The 23,015-nt window shown below is 69.9% G+C and carries 24 protein-coding genes and 1 pseudogene; 18 read left to right on the top strand and 7 right to left on the bottom strand.

The genetic code is table 11. From position 1 onward, the window contains the following. Positions 1-163: 163 nt before the first annotated feature. The 10 genes from ACFY0K_RS44575 to ACFY0K_RS44530 are packed head-to-tail and all read left to right on the top strand — an operon-like array spanning position 164 to position 9,971. A complete protein-coding gene (locus tag ACFY0K_RS44575; RefSeq protein ID WP_390644754.1) occupies positions 164-676 on the top strand; it encodes an SAF domain-containing protein in 513 nt (170 codons plus the stop codon). Next, positions 676-1,503, top strand: a complete 828-nt coding sequence (locus tag ACFY0K_RS44570) for a hypothetical protein (protein ID WP_390644753.1) — start codon at positions 676-678, stop codon at positions 1,501-1,503. Before ACFY0K_RS44575 ends, ACFY0K_RS44570 begins: the two co-directional genes overlap by 1 nt. Next, positions 1,493-2,965, top strand: a complete 1,473-nt coding sequence (locus tag ACFY0K_RS44565) for a CpaF family protein (RefSeq protein ID WP_390644752.1) — start codon at positions 1,493-1,495, stop codon at positions 2,963-2,965. The genes ACFY0K_RS44570 and ACFY0K_RS44565 overlap by 11 nt, the downstream gene beginning before the upstream one ends. Further along, on the top strand, positions 2,962-3,915 hold the full coding sequence (locus ACFY0K_RS44560; protein WP_390644751.1) for a type II secretion system F family protein: 954 nt from the start codon (positions 2,962-2,964) through the stop codon (positions 3,913-3,915). The genes ACFY0K_RS44565 and ACFY0K_RS44560 overlap by 4 nt, the downstream gene beginning before the upstream one ends. Then, positions 3,912-4,796, top strand: a complete 885-nt coding sequence (locus tag ACFY0K_RS44555) for a type II secretion system F family protein (RefSeq protein ID WP_390644750.1) — start codon at positions 3,912-3,914, stop codon at positions 4,794-4,796. The genes ACFY0K_RS44560 and ACFY0K_RS44555 overlap by 4 nt, the downstream gene beginning before the upstream one ends. A gap of 43 nt (positions 4,797-4,839) precedes the next feature. Continuing rightward, positions 4,840-5,160: a hypothetical protein gene (locus ACFY0K_RS44550; RefSeq protein WP_390644762.1), complete on the top strand. Its 321-nt coding sequence runs from the start codon at positions 4,840-4,842 to the stop codon at positions 5,158-5,160. Then, positions 5,160-5,585 (top strand): TadE/TadG family type IV pilus assembly protein, encoded by a 426-nt coding sequence (locus ACFY0K_RS44545; RefSeq protein ID WP_390644749.1) that lies wholly within the window; start codon positions 5,160-5,162, stop codon positions 5,583-5,585. The genes ACFY0K_RS44550 and ACFY0K_RS44545 overlap by 1 nt, the downstream gene beginning before the upstream one ends. 5 nt (positions 5,586-5,590) lie before the next feature. Beyond that, complete coding sequence (locus ACFY0K_RS44540) at positions 5,591-6,043, top strand: TadE/TadG family type IV pilus assembly protein (RefSeq protein ID WP_390644748.1); 453 nt, start codon at positions 5,591-5,593, stop codon at positions 6,041-6,043. Continuing rightward, complete coding sequence (locus ACFY0K_RS44535; protein ID WP_390644747.1) at positions 6,043-6,495, top strand: TadE/TadG family type IV pilus assembly protein; 453 nt, start codon at positions 6,043-6,045, stop codon at positions 6,493-6,495. The genes ACFY0K_RS44540 and ACFY0K_RS44535 overlap by 1 nt, the downstream gene beginning before the upstream one ends. Next, positions 6,495-9,971: a hypothetical protein gene (locus ACFY0K_RS44530; RefSeq protein WP_390644746.1), complete on the top strand. Its 3,477-nt coding sequence runs from the start codon at positions 6,495-6,497 to the stop codon at positions 9,969-9,971. Before ACFY0K_RS44535 ends, ACFY0K_RS44530 begins: the two co-directional genes overlap by 1 nt. Positions 9,972-10,160: 189 nt before the next feature. Here ACFY0K_RS44530 and ACFY0K_RS44525 read toward each other — a convergent pair whose 3' ends face one another. The 6 genes from ACFY0K_RS44525 to ACFY0K_RS44500 form a co-directional block, all read right to left on the bottom strand. Continuing rightward, entirely contained in the window at positions 10,161-11,294 is a 1,134-nt protein-coding gene (locus tag ACFY0K_RS44525; RefSeq protein WP_390644745.1) for a methyltransferase domain-containing protein, read from the bottom strand. Positions 11,295-11,316: 22 nt separating this feature from the next. Next, positions 11,317-12,189 (bottom strand): radical SAM protein, encoded by an 873-nt coding sequence (locus ACFY0K_RS44520; protein ID WP_390644744.1) that lies wholly within the window; start codon positions 12,187-12,189, stop codon positions 11,317-11,319. A gap of 257 nt (positions 12,190-12,446) precedes the next feature. Next, positions 12,447-12,632: a hypothetical protein gene (locus ACFY0K_RS44515; RefSeq protein ID WP_390644743.1), complete on the bottom strand. Its 186-nt coding sequence runs from the start codon at positions 12,630-12,632 to the stop codon at positions 12,447-12,449. Between the two features lie 5 nt (positions 12,633-12,637). After that, positions 12,638-12,985 (bottom strand): hypothetical protein, encoded by a 348-nt coding sequence (locus ACFY0K_RS44510; RefSeq protein ID WP_390644742.1) that lies wholly within the window; start codon positions 12,983-12,985, stop codon positions 12,638-12,640. Further along, positions 12,982-13,344 carry a hypothetical protein gene (locus ACFY0K_RS44505; RefSeq protein WP_351962534.1) on the bottom strand — a complete coding sequence of 121 codons (363 nt, stop codon included), beginning with the start codon at positions 13,342-13,344 and terminating at the stop codon, positions 12,982-12,984. Before ACFY0K_RS44505 ends, ACFY0K_RS44510 begins: the two co-directional genes overlap by 4 nt. A 99-nt stretch (positions 13,345-13,443) precedes the next feature. Then, positions 13,444-14,661 carry a helix-turn-helix domain-containing protein gene (locus ACFY0K_RS44500; RefSeq protein ID WP_390644741.1) on the bottom strand — a complete coding sequence of 406 codons (1,218 nt, stop codon included), beginning with the start codon at positions 14,659-14,661 and terminating at the stop codon, positions 13,444-13,446. A gap of 131 nt (positions 14,662-14,792) precedes the next feature. Between ACFY0K_RS44500 and ACFY0K_RS44495 the strand changes: the two genes are divergently transcribed. Beyond that, complete coding sequence (locus ACFY0K_RS44495; RefSeq protein ID WP_390644740.1) at positions 14,793-15,473, top strand: HAD family hydrolase; 681 nt, start codon at positions 14,793-14,795, stop codon at positions 15,471-15,473. A 72-nt stretch (positions 15,474-15,545) separates the two neighbouring features. Next, positions 15,546-15,734, top strand: coding sequence for a hypothetical protein (locus tag ACFY0K_RS44490; protein WP_390644739.1), 189 nt, complete (start codon positions 15,546-15,548; stop codon positions 15,732-15,734). Between the two features lie 44 nt (positions 15,735-15,778). Here ACFY0K_RS44490 and ACFY0K_RS44485 read toward each other — a convergent pair whose 3' ends face one another. Further along, a complete protein-coding gene (locus ACFY0K_RS44485) occupies positions 15,779-15,946 on the bottom strand; it encodes a hypothetical protein (RefSeq protein ID WP_390644738.1) in 168 nt (55 codons plus the stop codon). A 150-nt stretch (positions 15,947-16,096) separates the two neighbouring features. Between ACFY0K_RS44485 and ACFY0K_RS44480 the strand changes: the two genes are divergently transcribed. The 6 genes and pseudogenes from ACFY0K_RS44480 (at position 16,097) to ACFY0K_RS44455 (ending at position 22,897) form a co-directional block, all read left to right on the top strand. Next, positions 16,097-16,699, top strand: a complete 603-nt coding sequence (locus ACFY0K_RS44480; protein WP_390644737.1) for a DUF4020 domain-containing protein — start codon at positions 16,097-16,099, stop codon at positions 16,697-16,699. Positions 16,700-17,072: 373 nt separating this feature from the next. Further along, entirely contained in the window at positions 17,073-17,387 is a 315-nt protein-coding gene (locus tag ACFY0K_RS44475) for a trypco2 family protein (RefSeq protein ID WP_390644736.1), read from the top strand. Beyond that, entirely contained in the window at positions 17,387-19,552 is a 2,166-nt protein-coding gene (locus ACFY0K_RS44470) for a hypothetical protein (protein WP_390644735.1), read from the top strand. The genes ACFY0K_RS44475 and ACFY0K_RS44470 overlap by 1 nt, the downstream gene beginning before the upstream one ends. Next, entirely contained in the window at positions 19,549-20,544 is a 996-nt protein-coding gene (locus tag ACFY0K_RS44465) for an AAA family ATPase (protein ID WP_390644734.1), read from the top strand. Before ACFY0K_RS44470 ends, ACFY0K_RS44465 begins: the two co-directional genes overlap by 4 nt. Before the next feature lie 4 nt (positions 20,545-20,548). After that, positions 20,549-21,988 (top strand): annotated as a pseudogene (locus tag ACFY0K_RS44460) (SAV_2336 N-terminal domain-related protein); the annotation flags it as partial. Between the two features lie 243 nt (positions 21,989-22,231). Then, positions 22,232-22,897: a two-component system response regulator gene (locus ACFY0K_RS44455; protein ID WP_390644761.1), complete on the top strand. Its 666-nt coding sequence runs from the start codon at positions 22,232-22,234 to the stop codon at positions 22,895-22,897. Positions 22,898-23,015: the final 118 nt, after the last annotated feature.

Genomic DNA, 23,015 nt, shown 5'->3' with positions numbered 1-23,015 from the left:
ATTGGGAGTGCCCTCGCAGGGACGCGTGGCCGGCCCAGTGACGCCGCCTCGTGTTTCGGCGCGCAGGCGACGACCGGGCGTCATCGCCCTGTCACTCGCTCTGATCGCTGCCGGAGGCGCTGGAGTTGCCGTTCTACTGCTCCAGGTCGGCGATCGCACCGACGTGGTGACTGTGGTCCGCGACGTCCAGGTCGGTCAGGTGCTCACCGAGAACGACCTCGGCAGGGCGTCCGTCGCCCTGGACCCCGCCGTCAAGGCGGTCCGCACCGACGACCTCAAATCGGTGGTGGGCAAACGGGCCGCTGTAGAGCTCAAGCCCGGCACCTTGCTTGCGGCCTCACAGGTGACGAAGGACGCGCTGGTCAAGGCAGGTGAGCAGCTGGTGCCGATCGGCCTGGAGCCCAAGGAGATCCCGGCCACTGCTCTGGTGCCGGGCCAGAGGGTGCAGCTGGTACACGTCCCTGCTCAGGGAACGACGGATACGGATACCGGCAAGACGTCCGACGTGCTGCCGCAGACCATCGGCGGTCGGGTCGTGAAGGCGTCCGGTGCCGCTCCCGGTACGGGCATCGTGGTCGTCGACGTGGCCACGGCCGCCGCCGAGGGCCCGACGGCCGCCGCGTGGGAGTCGGCCGGCACTCTGCGCCTGGTCCTCGCTGCTCCGGACGGCAGCTGATGGCTGTGATCGCGCTCGCCGGGTGCAGCGGGGCACCTGGTGTGACCACGAGTGCCCTCGCTCTGTTGCTGTCGTGGCCGCTGGAGGCGGGGCGGCGGATGATCCTGGCCGAGTGTGACCCGGACGGCGGAGCCGTGCTGCACGGCCTGCTGCAGGGCACGCTCGGCGACCGGTACGGCCTGCGCAACCTCAGCGTTGCCGCGCGCAAGAACGAGTTCGGCGAGGCCTTCTGGCGGCAGTTGATCGACCTGAGCAGTGACGACGGGCAGAGGGAGTCCCCGCATGACCGGCTGCTGCTGCCCGGCCTCACCGATCCCGCGCAGTCGGCGAGCCTGGGTCAGGTGTGGAAGATGCTGGCGCAGATGTTCCGCGGTATCGAGGCGGACCATGGTCACGACGTCCTGATCGACCTCGGCCGGCGCGGAGCGTACGGACCGTCGGGGGTGCTGGCCGAGCAGGCCGACGCCACGTTCGTGGTGGTCCGCAACACCCTGCGCTGTCTGCAGGCGGCGGAGAGCCGGGTGCGTGCGCTGGAGGAACGCGTCGGTGACGTCGGCGTGCTGATGATCAGCGAAGGTCCGTATCCCGCGGGCGAAGTACAGCGCGTGCTGCAGGTGCCCGTGGTGGCCACGCTGCCGTACGCGCCGAAGGACGCCCGTGTGCTGTCCGACGGCGTGGAACAGCCGCGTCATTTCACCAGGTCGCCGCTGATGAAGGCCGCTCGCGCCGGCAGTACCGCGCTGGTCCAGCGGGCCGCGCTGCGCCGGGCCCGCCTCGATCCGCGTGGCCCGCACGCCGCAGACGAAGAGGTGACCCGTGCACGCTAGGCCCCTGCACCCCGACCCGACGGTGGCACCGCTGCCCCAGGCCAACGGCACGCCCGCGCCTGCCGGTGCCGCTGCAAGCACCCGCGTCCTCGGGACGGCGGCGCCGCAGGTCACCGTCGACCACCGGGCGGCCCGTGAGATCGCGTCCCAGGTCGCCAAGCAGCGTGAGGAACTCCTGAAGTCCCAGCCCGGGATGGACCGGGCCAGCGAAGAGCAGCGCTGCCTGAACTGGATCGCCGAGGCCGTCGCGCTGTGGTCGGACGCCGCGGCGATGCCCCCGCAGCAGGACGAGGCCCTGCGCCGCGCCGTGTACGACCTGCTCTTTCGGGCCGGCCGGCTCCAGCCGTACCTGGACGACGACCGGGTCGAGGACATCATCATCCAGGGGCCGCGCGAGGTGTGGCTCGACTTCGGTGACGGCGAACGCCGCCAGGTCCCTGCGATCGCCGACTCCGAAGAGGAACTCCTTGAGCTGCTGCGGGAGTTGGCCAGGGGTTCCGGGCACAGCGAGCGCACCATCTCCACCGCGAGCCCCACCCTCGCGCTGTCCTTGCCGGACGGCTCCCGTCTCCAGGCCATCACCGGGCTCGGGCCGATGACCTACGCGGTCATCCGCCGCCACCGGGTCTCCCACGCGGATCTCGACGACCTGGTCCGGCTGGGCACGATCGACCCGATCCTGCGGGAGTTTCTCGGCGCGGCCGTCCGCGCCGAGAAGAACATCATGATCGCGGGCAAGCAGAAGGCCGGGAAGACCACCCTGCTGCGGGCGATGCTCAAGGAGTTCGACCCGGAGACGCGGTTCGCGACCATCCAGACCGAGGACGAACTGTTCGCCCACGCCAACGGCTACCACCGGCAGGTCGTGTCCCTGATCGGGCGGGAGTCCAACGGGGAGAAGGACGCCACCGGCCGCGGCGCCGGCGAGGTCACCCTGCTGGACCTGATGCATCCGGCGCTGCGGATGTCGCTGGAGCGGATCGTGGTCGGCGAGGTCCGCGGCCCCGAGGTGGTCGCGATGATGCAGGCTTTGACGAACGGGTCGGGCGGCAACCTGTGCACGATCCACGCCCGGCGCCCGGACATCATCTTCGACCGGATCGCCGAGCTGTACGCGCTCGCCCAGGAGAACCTCTCCGAGCAGCTCGCCTACCGGCAGACCGCCAACGGCCTCGACATGATCGTTTACGTCGACATGACCGATGAGACGCAGATCGGCGGCCGCCGCCACCGCTACGTCTCCCACGTCCTGGAGCTCACCGGGATCGGCGAGAACGGCCGGCCCGCCACCAACGAGATCTTCTCCCCCGGCCTCGAGTTCGACGAGGTGCGGGCGGTGCCCCGCATGGACCCGGGATGTATCGATGACCTGCGGCGCGTCGGCTTCGACTCGTCGCTGCTCCAGCAGCCGTACGGGGCCTGGCCGGCGCCGCTGCCGCTGAAGGTGGGGGTGAGCCGATGATCCTGCTGTTCGCACTGCTCAGCGGCATGGCCGTGGTCGGCGGGCTGATCGGCGTCATCGCGGGTCTCGTGGGCACCACGGCGCCGCGCCCAGAGCCGCTGCGCCGGCGCTGGCGGGCGGCCCTGCACGGGCCGCAGCCCCAGGGCGAAGACGCCCGGCTGCGCCGGCGGACCCTCATCGTCGCGGCCGTCGTGGTCTTCGTGGTCGTGTGGCTCGTCTCGGGGAACTTCGTCGGCGGTGCCCTGCTCGGCGCGGCCGTCGTCGGGGTGCCGTGGCTGATCACGCCCGCGCAGATGGCCAAGGAGCGGATCGGGCAGCTGGAGGGCCTGAGCGAGTGGACGCAGCGGCTGGCCGGTCTGCTGCGCCTCGGTATGGGCCTGGAGCAGGCGATGATCACCAGCCGTCAGGGGGCACCGGACGCGCTGGCCCCGCAGATCGTCACCCTGTCCGACCGGCTGCGTCTGGGGTGGCGCCCCGAGGGGGCGCTCCGTGCGTTCGCCGACGAACTGGACGACGTCACCGCGGACAAGGTGACCGCCGCGCTCATCCTGGCGGTGGGCGACCGCGGCCCGGGGCTGGCTCAGGCGCTGGAGGACCTGTCGAACACGGTGCGCGAGGAGGTCGCCAGGAAACGCGCCATCGAGGCCGACCGGGCCAAACCGCGGACGACGGTGCGGTGGATGACCATCATCACCGTCGCAGTGGTGGTCGCGGGCTTCTTCGTGCCCAGCTACACGAAGCCGTACTCCACCCTCCTCGGCCAGCTCGTGCTGGCCTTCCTGACGGCCGCCTTCGTCGGCGTGCTCGCCCTGATGCGGCAGCTCGGCCACTTCCGCCGCATCCCCCGCTTCCTGGTCACCGACCCGGCCAGCGCCGTCCGGCTGCCCGCCCCCGCGCTGGAGCCGGACCTGCCGATCGCCGCCCGGGAGCCGGAAGGAGCCACCCCGTGAACCTGATCCCCGTGGTACTCACCGGCGGTACGGTCGGCGCCGGCGTCGCGCTGCTGATCCGGGAACTCCTGCAGCCGCAGCCCGCGTTGGGCCCGGCCCTCAAGCGGAGCGCTCCGGCGTCGCTGACGATGCCCGAGCCGGAACTGGACCGCGACGAGGTGTGGGGGCGCTGGCTGCTGGCCCGGCTCGAACGTCTGCCGGGCGTGCGGGTCCCGACCACCGACCTGGCCCTGCTGGGGCAGGGGGCGGGCCAGTTCATGCTCAAGAAGACCGCGCTCGCAGCCCTGGGCCTGCTCTGCCCGGTGATCGCGACGATTCCGTGGATCGTCGCGGGCGTGGGCCTGCCGTTCTACGTGCCCGGCATCGTCGGACTCATCGTCGCCGCGCTGCTGTTCATCACCCCGGATCTTGCCGTGCGGGACCAGGCCAAGCGGGCGCGGGAGGAATTCGCGCACGCGCTGTCCGCCTACCTCGACCTGGTCGCACTCAAGCGGGCCGCCGACGCCGGCCCCGCCGAGGCCCTGGAGAAGGCCGCCGCAGTCGGCGAGGGCTGGCCCTTCCTGTATCTGCAGGGCGCGCTGCGCCGAGCCCGGCTGGAGAAGATCCCCCCGTACCAGGCGCTCACCGAGCTGGCCGCCGAATATCAGCTGCCCGTCCTGGACGACGTCGCCGACATCATGCGCGGCAGCGCCACCGACGGCGCCGCCGTCTACAAGGCGCTGCGGGCCCGGACCACCGCCCTCAACGCCGAACTCCTCGCTGACCAGGCCGCCGAGGCGAATGCGGCCAGCGAAAAGATGACCGCTCCCGGAGCCCTTCTCGCGGTGCTGGTGATGCTGCTGATGGCCTTCCCCGCGGTGATCCGCATGCTGACCGTCTGACCCCCACCCCCGGCTCGTCCAACGCTTAAGAGAGGTAAGGAACATGAAGCACACTGCAGCCCGCACCCGCCGTGCTGTGATCCGGACGACCACGTCCGCGCGCACCGTCCCGGCCAGCGCATCCCACGGGCCGGGGCGTGGCGGCCGGGGCGCGCCCATCTGGGCGCGCGCCAACGGCGCGGTCCTCAGCGTGACCACGCGTCTCAAGGAGGGCCTGGAGGAGGCCGCCCGCCGGCCGGACCGTGGCGACATCTCCACCACGACCGTCATCATCTGGGTGGCCGCCGTCACCGGCGCCGTCCTGATCGCCGGGACCATCGCCGTGGTCATCGCCAAGTACAACGGCAAGCTCAGCAGCCTGTGATGACACCACCGGCACGGCTGACGAACTGGTGGCAGGGGCGGCGCTGGCGAGAGGACCGCGGGGACACGTCCATCCAGATGGCGATCGTGTTCCCGTTCGTACTGCTCGCCACCATCGCCGTCATCCAGGCCTCCCTGTGGTACTACGCACGGCAGATCGCCCTGACCGCTGCCCGCGAAGGCCTGACCGCCGCGCGTGCCTACCAGGCGGGCCCCGCCGACGGCGCCGCCCAGGCACGGAACGTGCTGGGCCGCACCGCGGGCGACAGCCTGCGCGGATACAGCGTCGCCGCGAGCAGTACCGGGCAGCGGGTGCACGTCCAGGTGTCCGGCACGGCCCTGTCGATGATCCCGGGCGTTCCCGGCCTCACGATCACGCAGTCGGCGTCCGGCCCGGCAGAACGCTGGACCGTCCCCGGGGGGTGAAGCACATGCGATCAGTGGCCCGCCTGGCACGCAGACTGCGCAGCGACAAGGGCAGCGCCGCCGTCGAAGCGGCGATCGTCCTCCCGGCATTGATCATGTTCCTGTGTATGGCCCTCGCGGGCGGCAGGATCGTCACCTCCGGCGCGAAGATCGACGCTGCGGCCGAGGACGCGGCCCGGGAGGCCTCCATCCACCGCACGGCGGCAGCCGCCCAGAGCGCCGCCCGGGCGGCGGCTGCCGAATCCCTCACCGATCAGGGCATCACGTGCGCGTCGAGCAGGGTCAGCATCAACACGAGCGGACTCAGCGTGCCGGTGGGGCAGATCGGCACGGTCACCGCGACCGTGGTCTGCACGGTCGATCTGTCCGACCTCCTGCTTCCCGGCGTGCCCGGGGCGAAGACGCTGACCTCGACGGCGACCTCGGTGGTGGACCAGTACCGGCAGCGAGGTGACTGATGATCTTCCGTCAGCTCGGGCTGCGCCGGGCGCGGCTGGACGACACGGGCGGTGTCACTGTTTTTGTCGCCATCTGCGTCGTCGCTCTGATCGGGATCATCGGCGTCGCCGTCGACGGCGGCAGCACGATGCGTGCCACCGAACGCGCCGACTACATCGCCGGCGAAGCCGCCCGGGCCGGCGGGCAGGCCATCGATCCCGCCGACGCCATCAGCGGGAAGGCGATCGTCGTCGACCCGCAGGCCGCTTCCGCCGCCGCCCAGTCCTACCTGCGCTCCGCCGGCGCCACCGGCACGGTCAGCGTCTCCGGCGACGGCAAGACCCTCACCGTCACGGTCACCGGCTCGTACGCCACGAAGTTCCTGTCGGCAGTCGGGATCGGCTCGTTGTCAGTGACCGGGCACGGCAAGGCCACCCTCCTGCACGGCGTCACCGCTCCCGAAGGAAACTGATGCGCACCACCCCCTCCCCCGCTACGGCGGCGACCCGCACTGTGGCCCGGATCCTCAAGGCCGTTTTGAGTCTGCTGGTACTGGCCTGCACGATCGCCGGACTGCCGCTGCTGCTCGCCCGGGTCACCCCCATCCTCTGGGCGGCCGCCCACGACGACGCCACGCACCTGCTCGACCGGCAGGACACCGGCGCGGCGTTCCTGCTGCTACTCGTCGCGGTGGGCTGGATCGGATGGGCGCAGTTCGCGTTCTGCACCGTGCGCGAGCTGGCCGCTCAGCTGCGCGGCCTAACCTGGCACGCCCCGCGCGGCCTTGGCGCCGGTCAGCGCGCGGCCGCCCTGCTGATCGGCAGCATCCTCGTACTGCTGCCCGCCAGTTCGGCCCTCGCCTCACCCGCCCAGGCCGCGCCGGCCACCTCCGCAGCCCTCATTCCCGGCCACACACCAGCCCAGGCTTCCGTGACCGCTCAGGCCGGGCAAGCCTCGCCGTCCAACGCGAAGGCGTCGACGTCGCGACCGGTGTACACGGTGCGCGAGACCCGGCCCGCGCAGAGCCTGTGGGGCATCGCCGAACACGAACTGGGCAACGGCGAGCGGTGGCGAGAGATCGCCGACCTGAACGAAGGCCGCGTCATGCCCGACGGCACAACCTTCCGCGCGAACAGCTTCCTCCAGCCCGGCTGGCAGCTACAGATGCCCGACAGCGCGGGGACGGCGCCAGGGGCGCGCACCCAGTTCGGCGGACAGTCCGCGGCCGCCGACGAGGGAAGCGAGCACGCCGTCACCGTCCACCCCGGCGACTACCTCTCGAAAATCGCGCAGGAGGAACTCGGCGACGGCAGCGCCTGGCCGGAGCTGTTCGACGCCAGCAAGGGCAGACCACAGCCGCACGGCCTCCCCCAGATCACCGACCCGGACATGATCTATCCAGGGCAGCAGGTCACCGTACCCGGTACTCAGCCCGACCGGACCAAGCCGCCCCGCAACACGCCCCGCACCACAGGCTCCCAAAAGGGAAACAGCAGCCACAGCCGGGAGACCGCTCCCCCGAGCACCCAGCAACCAGACAGCGAGCAGGCGCCGAGCGGTGGGGGCGAGCAGACTCCCACGCCAAGCCACACCACCGCTCCCACGTCGCCGGCTCCCAGCGTGCCCAGCAGCCCGCCCGCCCAGCAGCCCGGGCAGGAACAGGGCTCTCCCTCGGAGACGGCGACCGCGACGCCGCAGCCCAGCAGCGGCGCCTCCGCGCCCGCCTCACCGCCGGCCTCGGCGCCGGCGTCGGCGTCGGCGTCGGCGTCGGCATCGGGCTCTGCGGCCTCCCCCACGGTCGCACCGCCGCCGGTACCGGCACCGGCCGACGGCCCGCTGGACTTACGCACCGTTCTCGGCGCCGGTGCTCTCCTGGCCGCCGCTGCCACCGGTGCGCTCGCCCTGCGACGCACACTGCAGCGCCGCCGCCGCCGGCCCGGCGAGAGGATCGCGATCGCCTCGCAGACCTCTCCCGCCGAGGCCACCCTTGCGGCGGCCGCCGAACCCGGCGCAGCCGCCCGGCTGGACGCAGCCCTGCGGACCCTCGCCCACCACCTCCCCCCGGACCAGGTGGCGGTCCTGCCCGCGCTGCGGGCCGCACGGATCGGCGCGCGGAGCGTCGAGGTCCTGCCCGAGGACTCGGCCCAGGAGCCGCCGGCACCCTTCGTCTCCGGGGACGACGGATGGTGGGTCCTGGGATCCGGCGCCGTCCTCCTGGACGAGGACACCGCCCGCGACGTACCGGCTCCCTACCCGGGCCTGGCCACGATCGGCAGCACGCGGGCGGGTGACCTGCTGCTGCTCAACCTCGCCCAGGTGCCCGCCCTGCTGCTGGACGGCAACCCGCTCCACATCACCGAGGTGTGCACCTCACTCGCCCTCGAACTCGCCATGAGCCCCTGGGCCGGCCAAGCCGAGGTCGTGACGGTGGGGTTCGGGAAGGACCTGCCGCAACTACTGCCCACCGCGCGGATCGCCCACATGCGGCAGGCCCCGCACGCGCTCCGCGACCTGAGCGAACGCCTCCTGGAAGCACACCAGATGCCCGAGACCAGCCATCAGCCCTACCTGGTGCTGTGCGCGTCGGCCCTGGACCCGGACACCGCGTGGAAGCTCGCCGACGTCATCGACAAATCCCCCACCGTACCCGTCACCCTCATCGCACCGGCGAGCACGGCAGCCGCGCACTTCCCGGACGCGGAGATCCTCAACGCCTCGGTCAGCCAACCCCAGCATCTCGACGCCGCCGGCACCGAGATCACCGTGCAGCGCCTGGAGCACGCCGCCTACCTTCAGATCACCACGGCGCTACGAGTGTCCGCGCAGCCGGCCCACCCGGCCGATGGCCCGTGGCAAGACGTCCCGGACGAGCCCGGCACCGTGCAACCCCTCGCACCTGCGGCAGCCGCCGAACCCGAGACGACCGCACCTGCCCCCACAGCGACAGCAGCAGACATGAGCGGCGAGGTCTTCCCCGCCCTGCTCGCCGCCACCACCGATCCGTCGGGGCTGCGTCTCCTGCCCACCACGGCGCCGGCACCGCAGACCGAGAAGGAGCATGACCCGGCCCCCGCAGTGCCGGCGGCCCCGCGCGCCGAGAGCCGCCAGGGCACCGAAGACGGCGCGGACGCTGCCGTCACCGGCGGCGCACCATCCAACGGGGCAGAGGGCGAGGCGCATGATCTGCATGCCCCGGAGATCAGGGTGCTGGGCCCCCTCGAAGTGACCGGCGTCGACAACACCGGCCACGGCCCAAGGATGGCCCAGCTCGCCGCCCTGCTGTTCTTCCGGCCGGGCCGCAGCGCAGACGCACTGTGCCACGACATGGATCCCGCAAGCCCCTGGTCGACGAGCACCCTCAACGCCCGGATCCAGGGCCTGCGCCGGTCCCTGGGCAACGACACGGCCGGCAACCCCTACGTGCCGCGCCGCAGCTCCGGAGAAGACCCCTACCGGCTCGCCCCCGCAGTGCGCTGCGACTGGACACGCTTCCTGCAACTCACCGAACACGCCCTGCCGCTCGGGCCCCCCGGTCTCACCGACCTGGAGAAGGCACTCGCCCTGGTCCGCGGCCGCCCCTTCGGAGGCAAACCGCTCCCCTGGGCCGAACCGTACGTGCAGGACATGATCACCCGCATCACCGACGTCGCACACACCGTGGCCACCCACCGCACACCCCCCGGCCCGCACCACGACCTCACCGCGGCCCGCCGCGCCATCGCGACCGGCCTCGACATCGACGACACAGCAGAACTCCTCTACCGCGACTGGCTCCGCATCGAACACACAGCCGGCAACCGGCAAGGACTCCACACAGCAATCTCCCGCATCCAACAGATCAACCACACACTGGACTGCTCACTGGAGACCGAAACCTCCCAGCTCATCCACCACCTCCTGAACAACCCACCACCCCACACCAGCACCACTGAGGTTGGCCAACGGTGAGGCGCGACAGCCCGGCATTAAGGCTCACCAGGACACACCGCATCCTCATCGGCGTGACCCTGACCGGCACGATGACCACCGCCGGCATCAGCTTCACCGGCTCCTACACCGCCCTCCGCCAGCTGGCCATCAAGAAGGGCTTCGGAAACTTCGCCGCGGTAGCGAACGAGCGAGGCCATGCGTCAGCGGTCAGCGGACCGTCACCGACCACTTGCCTCGCGAGAGGACCAGGGTCCCTTCCGGGTCGACGCGGGCCCGCGCCCCGTACACCGGCAGCGTGCCTTCCCGGTTGAGCCGGTTCCGGATCTTCTCCAGCGCGTCCCAGAGGCGGCGTGGGCCGCCCTGGTGCACGATGGGCGCGCCGAGGAATCCGGTGGCCGTGGCGCGGGCCCAGGAACCGTCGAGGTGCACCATCCACACGGTGCGCACGTCGCCAGCGGTCTCGGTGTGGTGCTCGATGCCCGGCTCGAGGAGTTCGAGCATCGACATGACGTCCCACGAGTCTGGCACGTAGAGGAGCGGGTACCGGCTCATCGTCACCTCGTCCCCGTCGGTCGAACGAGCCTTCTCCCACACCTCCCTCGCCCCGTCCTCGTAGTCCGCACCGTGCCGGGTGCGCATGAACCCGGCGGGGTCGGAGGTGATGCGGCCGACGGCGCCTCCGTCCTCGGTCTTGTCCGCGACGAGGATCAGGCCGGTGCCCGCGATCGTGGTGACGAGCCGGCCTCCGGGGCGCAGAGCGGTCAGCCACGAGGCCGGGACAGGCCGCACGGAGACTGTGGACACGATCCGGTCGACGTCTTCGGGGAGAGGCCCGGTGATGTCGGCACACACCATCTGCGGGCGCAGGCCGATAGCGGCGAGCCGCTCATCAGCCTTCTGCACGAGGCTGGCGTCGACGTCAACACTGGTGACCGCCCCATCGCCGAGTCGCCGGCACAGGAGCGCCGTGCCGTACCCGGTCCCCGTCGTCACCAGCACACGGGAGGTGTCGGCAATCATGGCGTGCCGGTACATGGTCACGACCAGACCCGGCAGCGTCGACGACGAAGTCGGGCTGCCCGTCTTGAGCACGGCCCCCGGCTCGGCCTGGTCGGCGTGCAACGGGCCGACGCGGGTCACCAGGGTCTGATCCGTGTAGGTCGCCCACATCCACGCGTCGGGATCGGACACACCGTCGCGCAACCTCCACAGGCCGTCGGAGTTCTCCCACCAGCGGGGAACGAACAGGTGCCGCGGGGTCGTTGCCAGCGCCCTGTACCAGCGAGACTCCGGCCGGACCACGCCCGTCGCCAGACGCCATGCATGCGTCTCCCAGTCCATCGTCTGTCACCGGCCTCTCGTCCTAGTCGTATGCAGGGTCGCAGGCTTCGGTGTTCGCCGGGTCGCAGTCGTTCGAGTCGGCGGGCGTGCAGCCGGCCGCAGCGACGGGGCGCCGCGGGATGCTCGCTGCGGTGTCCGCCCACCTCTGGCCGCCCAGGACGGCAGCCAGCCCCTCGGTCTTCGCGTTGCCCGTGCCGAGGAAGCGGCCCAGGACGCACGGGGTGACGGTGCCGTCGGTCATCACCGCGGCGCGCCCGTCGGCGCAGCGCCCGCACAGGTCCCCGGTGCCCGGGACATGGATCTCGGCCCGGCCAACACTGCGGACGCGGTCGGTGTTCACCATGCGTACACCGAGCGCGAGCAGTTCCTCGCGAGCCTCCGTGACTCGCTGCCCCTCGAACACCTCGACGATGCCGACCTGCAAGAGGATGCCGCGGTTGACGGCCTGAACGATGTTCGCACGGGTCGCACCGTGAGAGCCCCTGCGGCCGGTCACCCGCTCGTGCTCCTCTGCCACGTCGCTGTAGTACGACGTCGCCAGGGACACCTTGGGGTGGGCGAACAGTTCCCAGTGCTGGTGCCTCACGCGGTAGAGGTTGCTGTAAACCTGGACGTGGAGGCCAAGCGCGAGGGCGCGGTGCACGAGCGCCTCGAAGTCAGGGTGCAGGGACGGCTCGCCGCCAATGAACTGCACCTTCTTCACGCCGGCCGCGGCCGCCTCCCCGATGAGCCGTTTCCAGTCGTCGGCAGTCATGCTGCCGTGCCCTCCGGTCGGGCCGGCCTTCGCGTAGCAGAGAGACGAACAGGTGAGCTGGCAGCGGCCCGTGATCTCCAGTTCGAGGAACGTCACGGGGCTGGGTTTCGTGGGCGCCAAGGCGTCCAGTGCGACGGTCATTAAGGTTTGTCCTCCCGGTAGTTGCGGTCACCACCCGGCCGAGTCACGATCCGTTGCGGGCAGGGCGGCCTTCGTACGGAACCGCCCCGCCGGACGCTTCCGAAGACCCGGCGAGGCGGACGCCTCACCTCACGGGCTCGACGGTGGCCCGGTGAGGCGAGCTTGGGTGCGGCCCTAACCCGGAGCGGCCGCCATGGAGGTGCTTCAGATCGGCGTCCACGCCAGCACCAGGGCGAGGGCGGGCTGTAATGCTGTGGTCAGCGAGTGGCACTCGTGCGCCGGTGGCAGGAGCAGTCGCAGCTGGCGGCCAGCAGGATTCCCGCGTAGTTGGGCAGCGGGATGTCCTTGGTCTGGCGGCACTGCGCGTGCAGGTCGCTGTAGCCCGGCCTGGCGGCCAGAGCGCATTCCGCAGAGAGGTTCTCCGCCTCGGTGCCGACTGCCATGACCACTACAGTTCGCCCCTGGAGCGGGCATTCGCAGCGGCGACGGCGGGTCCAAGGGCCTCGGCGACGGAGACCGGCCTGAGGTCCTCCGGTTTCGCGTCCCACTCAATGCCCCCGTGGACCGGCCGCAGCTGCACGTAGGTGCCTACAGCGGCCATCACCTTGCCGATCTTGCCCGTGCCGACGTCCCGAACCGTGTCGCCGATCCTCGGCTCGAAGGTTGGCTCAGCCGGATCAGCTTCCCCTGGGGCCACCATCGGCATTGCGATGGCCTCGGTGTCCCGGACGATCTCTGGCGTCTCGCCAATCGTGTCAGCGTCAGCCAACGAGGTCGCGGGGTCACTGGCGCTCACCGGACCGCCTCCAAGGCCTGACGAAGCACAGCAGCCGGGGTCAGCCCCTGGGCCTGGCCGATGAGCCAATAGGGGCCCGGAGGCGCCTCCTTGCCAGCGGATGGGAGCACGAGGTGGGTCTTCAATCCCAGTGCGGTGGTCTCAGGCACGTTCCAGACAGCCGCGCTACCCAACGGAACGAAAAAGTAGAGCACCGGCTCGGCGGGAGCAGGGTCCACGGCGACGGCACCTGGCGTCTCGATTCGCTCGATCGCACGGACGGCGATGTGCCGACCGACCTTCACGACATCCCAATGGACCCCTACGGGAGCCAGTTGCATCCCACCCGGGTGCAACTCCAGTTCAGTCTGGCTGAGCATCCGTCATCCGCCCCTCGCTTGCGATGTGCAGCGAAGGTATGGCGATTTCAACAGCGCTACCCGAACTAAGAGTTCGGGTGAACTAGGAGTTCGTGAGGATCAGAGCAGTTGGAGACGCCCAGCGAGGTCGGTGACCTGGCGGCGGAAGGTGGGGCGCACCCGCTTCTGAAGATCAAGGATCATGCGTCTGGCGAGTGGGCTGCGGGCCAGATCCTCCGGGGCCAGATCCTCCAGGTCGAGCAAGTGAACCAGAGCGGCCGCGTCCTCTCTCCGAAGGTCGTAGCACCTGGCAAGCTCCAGGCCGAATGTGAACTGCCGCTCACGGCTGGACAACACACTCGTGTCAATCTTGTCTGCGAGGCGTAGCCCTTCGGACGCCTCTCCGGCCAACATCTCAATGCTCATGGCGTGCATGTGCACGTTCATGGGCCCGAAGGCTGTCCACTGAACGTTGGCCCCCTCCCCGACCTTCTTGGCCAGGGGAACGGCCCGCCGCTCCAGCCGATCGCGCGCATCCCACCAGCGCCGGCGGTTCGCGTCGGACACCACGGCTACCAGCTCCAGGGCTCCCGCCATGGCGGCGGTCTCCTTCGTGGGCGGCACATGTCCGAGGTCTTCGATCGCGCGAACTGCGATGTCCTTGGCTTCTTCGACTGCAGCAGCCTCTTGATGAGAGAGCAGGACGTGGCCGAGGTTCCACTGTGCCGCCGCCATGCGTACGGGATCATCAGCGTCCTCGGCTGCTCGGATTGCCCGGTCGGCGACCATGAGTGAGAGGTCTAGGCGCCCGGCACGTCGACAGTATGACCGGAGCAGTCCATACAGGTCCGCCGCAATGCGCAGGACCTCCCGGCGCACCCGGGCGTCCATGCCGCGACGGTGCACCCGGACCGCGTGTTCGACGTCGGCGATCAGGTCAGGAAGGACTTGGGCCGCCTCCGAGAACCGTTCCTTTGAGGACTGCCAAGAGCTCCAGACCGCTTCCACGCGTTCCCTGAGATGGGCAGGACTGGCAGGATCCGCGCTGATCGACAGCCCATAGCCCATCAGCGCGCGGGCGACCTCTGGAGCCGCCGTGAGGGGAGCCGACGTCTCCTCCATCGGCTCTTCGGCGAGCAGCGCCGAAAGGGGGACGCCCAGTTCGGCTGCGATGCGTGCAAGGACGTCCGGCGAGGGGATCTTCTTCCCGGCTTCGATCAGTTGCAGGTAGCGTTCGGTGATACCGCATAGGCCGGCGATGGCCACTTGCGTGCGATTCCCGTTCTTCCGCCGGTAGTGCTTGATCCTCTGACCGACGGGCAGCTTCGCTAAGGACACCGCCCCGTCCCCTTTCACGCGCGCGTCTCGTACCGTCAGCGTAAGGCCGCGTGCGTTGCTTCACGCAGAGCCCGAAGACATTCGGGTGACGGATAATGTTCCGTTGCGCGATGGATAGTTGAGGAGGTTCGATGGTGCAACTGGTCCTGTGGGACATCGACCACACCTTGATCGACACGCGCGGTGTGGGCCGCGAGCTGTCTGCCGCCGCCTTCCAGCGCACCACGGGACTGACCATGCGGAAGCAAGCCAAGATCGACGGCATCACGGAGGCCGTCATCTTCAGAGAAACCGCGAAGCTCCAGGGCTTGGCCACCGACCGCGAGGACTTCGAACGGTTCGCAGCCGCGTTGGCAGGTGAACATCTCCTCCAGGCAGCCGACCTGCGCGAACGCGGCCACGCTCTGCCCGGCGCCGCAGCGGCCCTGGAACTACTCGCCGCCGATGGCATCCGGCAGACCGTCGTCACGGGCAACATCCGCCCCGTTGCCGAGATCAAGCTGCAAGTGTTCGGCCTCGACCAGCACATTCTCTGGAACCTTGGCGCCTACGGGGAAGACGACGACCAGCGCTCAAAGCTCGTGAAGCTGGCCCTTCGCCGCGCCCAGGTGTCCCCTGCGGATGCAGTAGTGATCGGGGATACTCCGGCTGACGTCGAAGCAGCGCACTCCAGCGATGTGCGAGTCATCGCTGTTGCGTCCGGTCGCAGCGACGAAGCGGCCCTGCGAGACGCTGGTGCCGAGACCGTACTTCCCGACCTTCGGGACACCGAACTGCTCGTGAAACTCGTGCGCGGTGGCGACCCGCGATAGACGTCCGTCGCGCTTGGTCAGCGGCCAGTCCGGTACCCAGGGTAGCCCGATCGCCTCATAAGATCCGCGCACGTGGACATCTCCGAAAATCCGATCGAGCTGGAACGCACGGCTGGAGAAGAACGAGGTCGTCTGGTCGGCCTCCCGGACGACGATGAGCGCGCCGCTCAGTGGCTACGGTGGCGCGATGCGTCCGCAGCTGCCCAGGCCGCGATCGGCGCGCACGCCAGGGAGGCCGGGCTGAACCGGTACGAGCTGTAGCAGGCCGTGAAGAAGGCGGTCCGGCACTCCGCGGAGGGGCCAGGTCAGTTCTCCTGCGACCAGATCACCAGTTCCTGGCCGGTCGTCTCGTCGGCGAGCGTGATCCGGGCGCCCGGAATCTTCCTGCGCTCGCCAACCCACGACGCGAATTTCTCCCGGACCGTAACCTCCCGGCTCTGGTCGCAATCGACGAGAACTGGACGACCGCGCACCTGCTCCCCGCCTTCGACTGGGCCGCCGAGACCGTCACGGCGCGGGCCGCGTGGACCGGTTACCTGGCCGCCCCGTACTGGAACGAGCGTGTCCTTGAACTGCTACGTCCCTCGCTCCTGCAGGGCTTCACCCACATCCAGGACGAGCGGTTGCGGCCGACGCTGATCAACCATGTCGCCGACCTGTGCCTGTACAGTGCCACCGCCGCCCAGCCAGAGCACGGAATCCTCACCGCCTTCCTCAGCTCCTCAAACGGCACCGACCGCAGACTGTGGGCGCAGCACATCGGCTGGCGACTCAACAAACTGCAGCCAGCCGAAGCCCAGGGCAACTGGGAACGCTGGATCAAGGACTACTGGGCCCGGCGCCTGGACAACCGCCCCGTCCGACTCACCGCCGACGAAGGCGGACAGATGCTCGACTGGGTCCTCCCCGCAGGGGACCTTTTCCCCGAAGCAGTCGGCCTTCTCGTGAAGTCACCCTCGCGCTTCCCCGGAGCCTTCCTCTTCTTCCGCAACCTCAAAGACTCACCAGTCCTGGCCGAACACCCCGCCGAAACCGCCCAGCTCGCCGCCCACGTCCTGACGCACCTCAACGGCCCGGTCGCAGTGTGCGAGGAGATCAGCTCAGTCCTGCACGCACTCATCGCCACCGGCAACCCTGCCCTCACACCCACCCTCCGACAAGCCTGCGAAGGTGCAGCAAAAGCAGGCTGCCCCAACGCCTTGGCCTGGGCCAAAGCACTGCCCTAAATGAATATTCCGGCGCCTTGGTACAACCCCGCCGCACGTCACGCACATCCCGATTGGACTCTCCTGGAACGGAGAGGTCACAAATCTCGGTACAGCTCACCCCCTGTGATCGAGGTCTACGGCATCCGCCGAGTATGCGCACCAGCCCGCCTTCGTCGTGGCACGGGCGCGCGTGGCCGGCGCCGGATCTGACTGTCCCCGTTCTCAATGTGGTGCAGCGGATCGTTGTGGGGGATGTCGCGCAACGGCGAGCGCGGACCCGTATCACCCGCCGGACAAGCACCCTGACGCGCCCGTTCCCCCGAAGCCCGGGCGCCCGAGCTCAAATCCTTGGCAGACTGCCCCAAAGGCACGGTGCGCGTTGGGGGGTCGGATGGCTGAGATCGGTCTTGCTGCGGCGATCGAGGAACTGCGGCAGGAGCTCTATCAGGCGCAGGACTTGGGGGCAGGTCAGCAATTTGCGTTCGGCATCGAGGAGGCCGAACTAGATCTGCACCTGGAGCTGCGCAACAGCGGCAAGGGGGACGGCAAGGTCAGCTTCGGTGTGGCCACCGTCGGCGCGGGCGGTGAGCACTCCACCGTCCGCGCCCACAGACTGACGCTGAAACTGTCGGTCCGGGATCGGGCCCGCGGCGGCTCCAGTCCCGAGATCAGCGATACGGAAACCGGGTCCTGGGACGAGGAGTGATGGACCCGCGCAGACTGGTGATGATCCGCAGCGGGACCACGCGGCAGCGTCATCGCGTCGGCTCCGGCTATCTCGTCGCACCTCGACTGGTGCTCACTGCCGCGCACATCCTCCGGGACGGCGACAGCGGCGCCTACTGGGAGGAAATCCAGGTCAGAGTGGGGCATCCGGGTCGCGGTGAGACTTTACGCACCGGAGCGGAGCAGATCTGGATCCATCCGCAGGACCTGGACGTCGCCCTGCTGCTCACAGACGACGAGATCGAGGTATCAGGGTCGGTTCGATGGGGACACCCCGTGGGCGCGGCCCCGCTGCGCTACGAGGGACTGGGCTTTCCACTGGCATCCGCAGAAGACGGTCGCGACGCCGAACACCTCCGAGGGGTCCTGCCTCCGCTGTCCTCCGGGGCTCGCGGTCTTTACGCACTCGACCAGGAGCCTGCACCCAGCCTCCGTGACGACGGCCGCAAGGCCTGGGGGGGCGCCTCGGGAACCGCAGTGTTCTGCGAGGACCACCTGGTAGGCGTGGTGATTCGCGATGACCGGTCCTACGGCAACCGCCGCCTGCGGGCCGTCCCGGCATATTGCTTCGTCCAGGACGGCGACTTCGAGGCACTTCTGCGACAGTACGCCGACGGTCCGCCCCACCTGGCCGAGATTGGCGCTGTCCTCCCGACGGCCCGGCCTTCGACGCAACGCAGCCCCGCCGAGCAGGAAACGGAGCGGCTCCTGTGGTCGATGCTCAGCGGCCGGTTCACCTACGCAGCACATGCCCGCGCCCTCGCACGGCGGCTCGGATACACCGTCCCTGACGGCCATGAACCGACCATGCCCGACCTCGCGGCACTCGTGGCGGCCCATCCCCGCGCCCTGCCCTCCCTCAGCAGCACCCTGGCCTCGGCCCTCACCGGCGAGGACGAGCGCACCCACCTGACGGACGTCCTCACCCGCGCCCGTGCTGGCGGACTGTGCCTGCTCCTGTCCCTGGACGAGTGCGAGCACTTACTGGAACTGCTCCGCGGCATCTGCAAGGAGCAGCCCACGCTGATACCTCGCGCCGCCCGCGAGGCCCTGCGCTACACCTGGCTGCCCGACCAGTTGAACCGCACGCATCTCTTCACCGACGACCTCGAGAACGTCGTCGAGCACCTGGAGACCGTCTCCGACAGCGAGCGCGTACCGGACGGCACACCGCCCGTACCTGCCCTGCTCCGCCTGGTCGAATGCGTGGCCGCCGCCCTGGGAAGGGAAGCGGGGGCGGAGCTGCGCAGCTGGTCCGATCAGGTGGCCGCCCGGACCGGCATCCATCCAGCGGCGCTTGCCGAGCGCCGCACCGACGCCGGCCGCTGGGCTGCCCGGCAGTCGCCCCCCTTCTCCCGCGTCGTTGTCGAAGTTTCCCGCGCGCGGACCGCACCGAGCGAGAGCTACTACTGCCGCATCCTGCTCGCCCGTGCCGACGGCACGCACACCCCTCTCCACGAGGCGGAGAGCGCGCCGAGGACACCTGAGGAGGTGGCCCGGCGGGTGCGCGACGCCGTCGAGGTCGTCGCGGACGAACTCGGCCCGACTGCCGCGCCCCACGTGACGGTTCTAGTGGCCCGTGACAGCCTCCATCTGCCCATCGACGAATGGAACCCCGGGGCACCCAACGAGTTCGTGCCCGACCAGCCGATCGGCGCCGAGTTCTGCATCACCCTGAGTTGCCCGGAGATGAGCGACCTGGTGCGCGGCAGGGAACGCGAGCACCGGCGGCGCTGGGAGAGCGGATGCGCGGCCCCCTTGGTGGTCGACGACGACCATGTCACTCGGCCACGGCTTAGGCGGCTGCTGCAGACCACTCACCGTGACGCCACCCAGGTCGTGCTCCACGGTTCCCCGCAACAGCGGGACGCACTGCTCGAACTCTGCCTGGCCCTTGGCGTCCCGGTCGTCCTCTGGGACCGGCGGGCCGACTACCCCGCAGACGCGGCCGGGCTGCAACAGCTGGACCTCACTGGCCCGCTCGGCGATCTACCAGAGCGGGTCCGCGTCTTCCGCGGGACGGCGTTCGACGAGCCGGAGACGCACCCCGCGCGCCCCGCACTCGTTTGGGAGGAGCACGGCCGGCGACCGCGGCCCGAATCGCTGACCCTGCAGGACCCCCAAGAAGGAGCTCACGCGTCATGACCGCCGCAGAATCCGCTGCCACCGGCCAGTCCACCCCGTCCAGCGACGGTGACTGGCGGCTCTTCCGGGGCGATGGGTTGTCCCGCGCGGTCACCTTCCCGCCCGCCCCGCCGTGGCGCCGATTCCACCCGGAGGAGCCCGATGGCTCGCAGACCGCACGCCACCGCCCGTACCTGATCGACCCCGACGACGCGGACATCGTCAACGCCGCTCTCCACCTTCGCCGGCCTTTGCTGGTCACGGGGCACCCCGGTACCGGAAAGTCCTCCCTGGCCCACGCGATCGCCCTCGAACTCGCCCTCGGCCCCGTCCTGCACTGGCCGATCAACAGCCGCTCGACCCTGGAGGACGCCCTCTACAACTACGACGCGATCGGCCGAATGCGGGAAGCGAACCTCCGCCGAGACATGGACGGCTCCGAACCGGGCATCGGCCAGTACGTTCGACTCGGGCCTCTGGGCAGCGCGTTGCTGGCCCATGAACGCCCCAGGGTCCTACTCGTCGACGAGCTGGACAAGGGGGACGTCGATCTGCCCAACGACCTGCTCACCGTGTTCGAGGAGGGCGAGTTCGAGATTCCGGAGCTCAGCCGCCTCTCCGAGGAACATGCCACGGTCCACGTCCGGACCGACGATCCAAATGCGTCGGCCGCCGTCGTCCGCGGCCGCGTCCGCTGCCGTGAGTTCCCCGTCGTGGTCATCACCAGCAACGGTGAACGCGAGTTCCCGCCCGCCTTCCTCCGACGGTGCGTCCGTCTCGACCTGCCCGAGCCCGACGAGGAGCGACTGCGGGACATCGTCGCCGCGCACCTCGGCCCCGAGGCGCTCCACGACATCGATGACCTGCTGGAGGAGTTCCTCGGCCGCCGCGCGCCCGGCGAACTCGCGACCGATCAGCTCCTCAACGCAATCTTCCTGCGCAAGGGCGGCGTCGATCTGGACGCCGGCGGACTGCTCGACGCCGTTCTGCACCAACTCGGCGGGGCGGTATGAGGGCATGCTGGGACGTCTGAGAGAGATCCTGACTAGAAGCGGCGTCGCCCTCACCGACGAGGAACTCCTCGACGTCCTGTGGCTGGCCAGCAACCTGCCGGGCGACGTCGCTCCGTTGGCCCGACGTCCGGCCCCGGCCGCCCCCTCGCGGCAGGCCGCCGAGCAGGGTGAGCGCCGAGTCCCCGGCGGGGACGATTCCGCGCCATCGGGCCTGCACCTGCCGCCGGGCGTCGCCCCGCGCCGCCTTTTCCCGCTGCACGCGGCCCCGAGGGGCAAGGACAGCGGCAAGGCGGAGCGCGCGCCACACCGAGCGCACGCCGTACGCGCTCCGGGCCCCCCTATCCTGCCCAGCCGTCATCTCACGCTCGGCAAGGCGCTACGGCCACTGCGGCAGCGGCTTCCCGATCGGCACCGTCAGGAACTGGACGTGGCACGGACGGTGGACGCCATGGCCGAGACGGGTCTGCCTGAGACTGTAATGAGCCCCGCCCGTAGCCGCTGGCTCTCCCTCGCCCTGCTGGTCGACGACGGCGTGTCAATGGTCCTGTGGAAGCGTCTGGCCTCCGAGATCCGCACACTGATGGAACGGGCCGGGGCCTTCCGGGACGTCCGCGTACTCGGACTCAACACCCGAGGTCCCCACGCCCCGTTGCTGAGTAACCGCCCCCACCGGCAGCAAGGTCCCTACCTTCCGCCGGCCGCACTCTGCGACCCCACCGGCGGCACCCTTGTCCTCGTGGTCAGCGACGGTGTCGGCGACGCCTGGTGGGACGGCCGGATGAGCGAGGCAGCAGCCCTGTGGGCCCGACGGCAACCCACCGCGATCCTGCAGGCGCTGCCCGCTCGGCTCTGGGGGAACTCCGGCATCACGACTCGGCTGTGGCACGTCACCAGTGTCCGCAGGGGCGGTCCCACCACCGCCTGGCACGTCACCGACCCGACACTGCCGGCGGATCTCGTCGGCTTCGACTCCGTCCCCGTCCCGGTTCTCGAACCCACCCTGGCCTCCGTCGGCGACTGGGCCCGGCTGGTTGCCTCACCCAGCGCGACCGCGGTGCTGCCGCTGTGGGACATCGGGCGGTCCGTCACTCAACCCCGGCGTCACGCCGAGCCCCGGCACGGTCCGGACGACGAAGCCGTACTGCGCTTCCGCGACGCGGCCAGCCCGGAAGCGTATCGGCTCGCCGCTCACCTCGCGGCCGTGGCGCCCGTCACTCCGACCGTCATGCGCATGGTGCAGGAAGCCCTTGGCCCTCCGACGGACACCGGGCACCTCGTAGAGGTCTTCCTCGGTGGCCTCATGCACAACACCGCTGAGGACACCACCGGTTGGTCGCCGCAGCCGGAGTTCTTCGACTTCTCCGACGACGCACGGCGCATCCTCCTCGGCACACTCCCCGCCCGCGAGTTACTGCGCACCGCACGCCTGATCGCCGACCGCCTGGCAGCGTCTGTCCGGCACTCCCCGAGCTTCACCGCCTGGGTTACGCACCCGGGAGGTACCGACGCCGTCGGCGCACCCGAACGGTCTTTTGCTCAACTGGAGGAACGGCTGCTGAAACGCCTCGGCGTCGCCACACACATCGACTCTCCACCCGCCGACCAGCCTCCCCCGGCCCCGGAACCCCAGGAACGGGTCCACCCACAGCCACCTGCGGCTCAGAGGACGGACACCAGGCACCCCGCACTGCCCTCCGCGGCAGACACGAAGGCCAAGATCCTTCTGGTCGACGACCAGCCGGAGAACCTGCTGGCCCTGGAGGCCGCCCTCGATGCGCTCGACCAGACACTCATCCGAGCCTCGTCGGGCGAGGACGCACTCAAGGCGCTGAACGACGACGAATTCGCCCTCATTCTGCTCGCCATCCAGATGTCGGGAATGGACGGCTACCAGACCGCCGCGCACATCAAACGCCGTCACCGGACTCGCGACACCCCGATCATCTTCGTCAGCGCGGCCGGAACGAGTCCCCACGCCACCTTCCGAGGATATGCGGCCGGTGCCGTGGACTATCTGTCGCGGCCGTACGAACCCTGGGTGCTGCGCGCCAAGGCGAACATCTTCGTCGGCCTGCACCAAACGAACGTGCAACTACGCAAACAGGCAACCTTGTTACGCACCGAGACCGAGACCGATCTGCTGGCCCAGCTGTCCACCCTGTTGTCCGACGCCGAGACGCAGGCACTCGTCCTGAGGGGAGAACTCCAGGCACAGGCATCGCGGGCGACGGTAAGGACCACCGCCGCCCGCCTGGAACGCACGATCAGCAGCATGCGCCAGCTGCTGCAGGACGCGTCGGAACGCCACAAAGAACCTGACACCCCTGCTTCCCCACACTCACCACCACATTGAGACCAGTGAAGAGAACCCGGCCGGGGACTGTCCTAAAGATTGTGTATGCCCCGGTGTGACCCGTCTGGCATGAGGTGTCCCCTCTGCTGGGAAGGATCACGGATGGGCATCAAGGACG

This window comes from Streptomyces sp. NPDC001507 (assembly GCF_042894765.1).
Lineage (GTDB): Bacteria > Actinomycetota > Actinomycetes > Streptomycetales > Streptomycetaceae > Streptomyces.
Note: the sequence above shows the minus strand (reverse complement) of the source record. Positions and strands in the feature narration are given on the sequence as shown.